At 47.7% G+C, this 6,502-nt stretch carries 4 protein-coding genes and 2 pseudogenes; all 6 read left to right on the top strand.

What is annotated here, in order from left to right:
- Nucleotides 1–295, top strand: a pseudogene (locus tag ACM615_RS23205) (type VI secretion system tip protein VgrG); the annotation flags it as partial.
- A gap of 66 nt (nucleotides 296–361) precedes the next feature.
- The gene (locus ACM615_RS23200; protein WP_431012594.1) at nucleotides 362–1,114 is read left to right on the top strand and encodes a T6SS immunity protein Tli3 family protein; all 753 of its coding nucleotides are present in this window, start codon (nucleotides 362–364) and stop codon (nucleotides 1,112–1,114) included.
- A 58-nt stretch (nucleotides 1,115–1,172) separates the two neighbouring features.
- Entirely contained in the window at nucleotides 1,173–1,925 is a 753-nt protein-coding gene (locus tag ACM615_RS23195; protein ID WP_431012593.1) for a T6SS immunity protein Tli3 family protein, read from the top strand.
- Between the two features lie 16 nt (nucleotides 1,926–1,941).
- Nucleotides 1,942–4,029, top strand: coding sequence for a T6SS effector phospholipase Tle3 domain-containing protein (locus ACM615_RS23190; RefSeq protein WP_431012592.1), 2,088 nt, complete (start codon nucleotides 1,942–1,944; stop codon nucleotides 4,027–4,029).
- 154 nt (nucleotides 4,030–4,183) lie between these two features.
- Nucleotides 4,184–5,626 carry a hypothetical protein gene (locus ACM615_RS23185; protein WP_431012591.1) on the top strand — a complete coding sequence of 481 codons (1,443 nt, stop codon included), beginning with the start codon at nucleotides 4,184–4,186 and terminating at the stop codon, nucleotides 5,624–5,626.
- Between the two features lie 6 nt (nucleotides 5,627–5,632).
- A pseudogene (locus ACM615_RS23180) lies at nucleotides 5,633–6,502 on the top strand (hypothetical protein); the annotation flags it as partial.

Genomic DNA, 6,502 nt, shown 5'->3' with positions numbered 1-6,502 from the left:
TAACGTTGAAATTGGCGGGCCGGGGAAACTGCTGGTTAAAAATGGCGGCATCGTCAAGCAAGGCTCAGCCAGCATGCAGAGTGCGATGAAATCTTTTGAGCCGGAGAGCTTTGACGAGAAATTTATTGTCAGTCATTCACTTACCGGAGATCCCATCAGCAATGTTCCTTATCGGATCACTATGCCAGATGGAAAAACCATCGAAGGCATCACGTCAGCTACTGGTGAAACGGAATTAACCCAATCTGAAATAGTTGACGATATGATTTTGTCTGTTTTCCCTAAGGGAAAATGATTGATGCATAGGTATTGACAACCACAGTTTGAATCGGGATGCGGAAATTAAAAATGGAAATTTATTATGAGTGATGAAAAGAAAAGTGAAGGTACTGAACTTGGGTTGAAAATTGTCATGATCATTGCCGTGGTTATCTTTGTGATATGGATACTGTGGAACATTGTGCTGTCAATGCTCCCGACAGTCGGCGGCAGTTTTGGCGCTGGTTTCCCCAGCGGTTCCGGTGGCCGGGCTATTCGAGATATTGAAATCGACGTAAAGCCGCAGGTTGTCTATCGCATTGACGGTCACCGTTTTTTCACACTGGAGAAATACCTGGATTGTAACAACGGCGGATTTGTTTATTACAACGACACGAATAAAAAAATTAAGGTTTTAGCTGGTTATGAGGGGGAAGATAAAAGACCTCAAAACGAAGTTACAACGATGCAGAAAAATGATGTGCTTGCACTAAATGGTAAGTTCGTTTATGCCGCCAGCGACAATGTGATTGCATACCCAACCAGAGACGTGAGCTATAAATACGGTAACTCTACTTATTATATAGCTTATAAAAATATCAGCACCCCATCAAAAAGTGCAAAGTTTGAAGTTTCTTCATCGGGTTCACGCACAAATATCGTCACAGATGATGCTATTTATGTGCAAGTTGCCAATCGGAAAGAAACGTATGAGAAATACACTATCCCAAAAAAATATGATGACCCTGAGTGGATTAACTCTTCAGGTGTTAAATTCAGCAACGTATCCCAGGATGACCATTTTCATTGTGACAACACTATTAAACCACGCCGTGTAAAATACATTTCTGACTGACAAGAAGTTAACGCAATGGGGTTATTCAGCGTATCAAAAATCGAAATGGAACTTGATTATGTGTGATGAAAATAAAAACAGTGACATCAGAGATACATTGAAAGCACTCGGTATTATCGCTGCTGTACTTGCCGGGATAGGGATTATTGCCTGTGTGGTTATCTCAATAATCCCGACAGTCGGCGGCAGTTTTGGCTTTGGTTTCCCCAGCGGTTCCAGTGGCCGGGCTATTCGAGATGTTGAAATCGACGTAGAACCACAGGTTATCTACCGTATTGACGATCATCGTTTCTTTACACTTGAGAAATACTTAGATTGCTCGTTCGGCGGATTTGTTTACTACAACGACACGAATAAACAAATTAAGGTTTTAGCAGGTCATGAGGGGGCAGATCAAAGACCACAAAACGAATTCACTATAAGCCAACCAAATGGCGTAATGGATTTCCATAGCAAATTTATTTATGCTGCCAGTGATAATATCATTGCTTACCCAGGGAGTAACGTCAGTTATAAGTATGGATTTTTAAATTATTTCATTGCTTTTAAAAATATAACGAACCCATCAAAAAACTCCGAAATAAAGGTGATTGGTTCTATTTATGACACAATAACAATTACTAACGATGCTATTTATACGCAGGTTTCAAATGCGAAGGAAAATTATAAGAAATACCCTATTCCAAAAAAATCAGATGATTACGAATGGATTAACACCTCAGACGTTCACTTCAATACAGTGTCTCAGGATGATCACTTTCACTGCGATAATAATATCAAACCACGACGTGTAAAATACATTGCGGACTGACAGGGAGTTACCGAAAATGACAACATCTAAAGAGCCGACACGTGAAGCCCCCTGCTTCTATGATGACAACGGGAAACCCCACTTTCGCAGCACCTTGTCACCTCAGAACGTCAAGGTGCGGGCGGAATGCAAACTCCCGCCACATTACCCCGGTATTATCATTTTTGTTCACGGGGTTAACTCTACCGGAGAATGGTTTGCCAAAGCTGAACAGAATATTTGCAAGGGATTAAATACCCGTTTGGGGCTTGAAGGTACTCCCTATGCTTTGAAATCCAATCAATATAATTGCGATAATCCCGCTGATCTGGAAAATTATAAGAAGGATCGCAAATTAATGAATACAGGCAACTCCCCAATAGTCCGGTTTTACTGGGGATACCGTTCTGCAAAGGGTGAAGAAGACAAATACCTCATTCCGCTGGTCAATCGTCAGAACGAAGATTACCGGGCGTTGAAAAAACAGGGGCTGAAGCCTGAAGTGCTGCAGGCTAAAGGCCCCTGGTTCTGGGGCGGTGGCCCGTTCCAGAACGGCACCAATAATCTGGTTTCTCTGTGGGGGGAAACCGGTTTTAATGCAAAATTACGCTATGTTCCGATTACCGTACAAGACTTCGCCCCTGATTTTGACCGTTTACTGTCCAGTGCTCCGCCGCGTAAATACTATGCTCACACGGCTAAACGACTGGCCGATTTATTGGATTTAATCCGGATTAAATATCCAAGAGATACCGTGAGTATTATTTCTCATAGTCAGGGAACCATGATCGCGCTTGGGGCAACAGCGCTTGCAAAAAAAGCACCGGACGCTTTATTTATTCTAAATTCACCTTACGCGATGGAAACAAAATCGACGGATAATTTCTCTCTCCCGGATAATGAAATTCTATCCGATAAGGCCCGCGAACAAACCCTTGAAGCCATCATCAATAAAGTAGCAGAACAGGCTCAGGCGCTTTCACCGGAGAAATACAACGAGCTATTCGTTGGGAAATCAGAAGATAAAAAACCCTGGACACCACTGATAAAAAATAAAGCAACGCAGCCTCAGGTCACCATAGTTGAAACCGAAGAATATGATTATGTTTCTTCAGGAAAGACGTACCCGGCCGTTGAAAAACAGCAACGAAAAGAAACCACGATTTCAGAGCGATGGATTCCTGAGCGGGATAATCACGGCCGTTTTTATATTTACTGTAACCCGCATGACCGCGTGATGGGCTCTTCACCGCTCCTCAGTCTTGGCTGGCAGGGATTGCCCAATACCCGTAAGCAAGAGCCAGCCAAACTCATTACAGATCACAAAAAGAATCTGTTTCAGCGCATGATGGCACGCGCCACGCCCTGCGGAGCAGCACCTGACCCTAAAACGCCGTTCTGGCCATTACCTGATGGCAAACCTTTCTGGGATGACGGTGGGGATTTTCTGACCTACAACACCCCAGATTTTCGTCAGACTATCGATATCAATGCAGAGGAAGTCCCAGACCCTATTGAAGCATCTGATATGGCAGACTTTGACAAGATACGTCCTGGTGATGGGGAGCATTGGGATAAGTATCCCAAATCTCGAACAGGATTTGCCTGGGGGCAGTATGATGCGGATACAAATTTACCCAATGACGACACCTTTCCAAACTACGTGTTGCTGTACCCCAAAATACAGGTGCCTACAGGTAATTATCGCGTAGTGGCCGGGGGACACGCTTTCGAACCCATCATGCGCGAGGAAACTGACGAAGAACGCCGTATCCGCGTGGGGTCCTACATCTCGCAACCCACCGATCACAGTACCTTGCCAAGCAGTACCGAATTTATGGAACAGGTCGTTTCCTTTGATTTACCGATCGGCTTCTGTGACGCGACCTGGGACAAGGCATTTATGGCAGAACTGCGAGACAGAGCAGACTGGACGAAAGGCTATGACAACTATTTCAATAAAGGTGAGTTATCCATCCCGCCAATACCTCCCATCATCTCAACAGAAACTAAAAGCGATGAGTTTAAAAAATCGCTGGATGAGGGCGCGGCAAGGCAGGGATACGACAAGGAACGTCTGGAAAGCATGAAGCGTTCGGCTCAAGAAAAATATAATAAGGGATGACTCAATGGGTAAATTCGCAGTAGTACTCGGTGATCCCACTTCACATGGAGGCAAAGTGTCCTCGGCCTCATCCAGTTTTGAANNTCTTGCACGGTTTCAAAACTGAATGCGGATCCGTGGTGATTGCTACCCTACAGGATATGGAGGTCGACTGATGGGATGGTCAGTACCGAAGGCACCTGTGCCTGAGAAAGCGGCCGCATGGTCACCGTGGATATGCATCTTTATCCTTGGCGCCGGGTTTCTGGCATCACTGGCATGGATAGTGCTCAATTCCCCTGCTGATGGTTTGCCAATGTTGGCGTCTGGCTACTACCTCCCGCTAACCGGTTATGCGCTGGCAGGAACGTTGTTTTTTCTGACACTCTATTTTCTATTCTGGGAAATTCAGGCGTTGTGTTGGCATAACGCATTATGGTGGCAGCACAATACTTCCACTGCATGGCAACACTGGGCCCAGAACTCTCTTTACGTGGCAAAGGCGGTAATGCTGACATCTGATAGTCAGCTGATTTCCCGCAAGGCGGGTCTTGAAAAGGCGGGAACATCAGATGATGCGGCCGATATGCCTAAGGTTCTCTTTCCTGAAGAAACCCTGATACCGGGGATAAATCGCTTTGAACGCTTATGTCATGCCTTGCTTGATGAAATCGCCCCGACACTGAATACCACGCTTAAAAATCAAGACGTGTCGGTTTATCTGCAAGCTTATGGCGAGGTTGATGAGGCCGAACAGCATAAGCTGTACTCAATTTTGGCTGAACGTTTCCCCGCTAAAAAATTCACTGTAGACCTGCTGCCTGACTCTTCGCTTTTTCCCATCTGGAATGAGTCAGTCATTGTCTCCCGCCATCCCGTTTTGCTGCTCGCGATGCATTACCGAAAACCTGATGAAGCGCTGTCGGAAATTGCCACAGCGCTATTACTCGTCCCTCCATCACTGCTCAATGCCGCAGAGAGCAAAACAGCGACGCGTTTGTTCCGGGCAATGCCGGTCAAAACCGACCGGTTAGCTACCGAACTGACGGAACAGCGGGATATGCAGCAGCAACCGACAGAATCGATACGCCTTGTCTGGTTCAGCGGGCTGACAGACAGCGTGCGCCAAAAGCTCAGCACCCTGGTTTATGAACTCAGGCTACCACTGCGCGCATCTGCCCCCATGGGCGGCCTGCTGGACTTTGATAAAGACAATGACCAGTACGGTGCGCTTACGGGTGGGTTATTGATGGGGGCGGCCGCGCAGATGGTTGAACAGGGTCAGGGAGGCCAGTGGATTATCCACCATGACGGAAAAAATGCCTGGGCGATGGTCGTGGGTGCTCAGGAGCCGGTCATCAGCCAGCCAGCAGAGAATTTGCCACCGGCCCCGTATCCCGCGGGATGTGTCGCACTGAGTTTGCTGTTTAATTTCGTGCTGTTTTGGTGTGTTGGGGATGCATGGCCACACTGGCTATTTTCCGGGTGGGGATTCGCCACCATTGTCTTTTCACTGTTTATCACGTTGCCCGGAAGCGTTATTGCGCTGCGGACATTGGTCAGCAATATCCAGAAGCCTCAATTTATACAGGACGCAAATGCGTCACTCAGGGATTAGCGAATAATGTTCAAAGGGATTTTGCGCACTACCGGCATTGTGCTTCTGTTATTGATATTCGGGGTGATCATGTTTGTGATCATCGGGCAAGGCAGTCCTCTGTCACCTAAAACCGAAACCCCGCTCTTTTTGGTGATCGCATTTAGCCTGCTGGCGGTAACGGCAATACTGCTTTCAGCAATATCCTTTTCAGGCTCATCTGCCGAATATATTGCGCCGTTAAAACCAAACCCTGTTGAGCAGAATGAAACACCGAAGCAGCACCCGGTCATTGACTTCCCGCGGCTCAGAGCAAGTCTGAGAAAACGCTACGGCCTGCGCTGGAAGCGCAAACTCCCCTGGCTGCTGGTGATGGGCGAAGTGACCGATGTTGAAGCGGTTGCGCCGGGGCTGACAGGAGCTGGCTGGATGACCTTCGGCAATACCCTGCTGTTATGGGGTGGCTCACTGACGGCGGGCGGTAACCTGGCAGACCTTCAGGCATTACGCCGTCTGCGCTCTAATTCTCCTGCCGATGCGCTGATCTGGGTCAGCCATGAAGCGCAATATACTCAGGCGGAACAGGCAGACGCGGTACTTCGCGGTTATGAAATCGTCCGCCACCGGCTGCGCTGGGAACTGCCGGTGTATCTGCTGGACCGGCGTAAACTGACCTGGCCGCAACCGGAACGGCCGGTGCAGCTGGTCGGGGTGTTCGGGAACAAAAGGCTGACACCGGAGTCTTTATCGTCTTCTGTCGATTCACTGCTCCCCGAACTTCGCGCACAGGGCTTGGCACAAATCAGCGGAAACCTGAGCCATGCGTTTTTGCTGCAACTGGCCAGTGATTTAAAAGCCCGCCTGACCGGCTGGACAGATGCATTCAAACCGCTGCTC

The organism is Rahnella sp. PAMC25617 (genome assembly GCF_050606005.1).
Taxonomy (GTDB): domain Bacteria; phylum Pseudomonadota; class Gammaproteobacteria; order Enterobacterales; family Enterobacteriaceae; genus Rahnella; species Rahnella variigena.
This window is presented reverse-complemented; position numbering and strand designations above follow the sequence as displayed.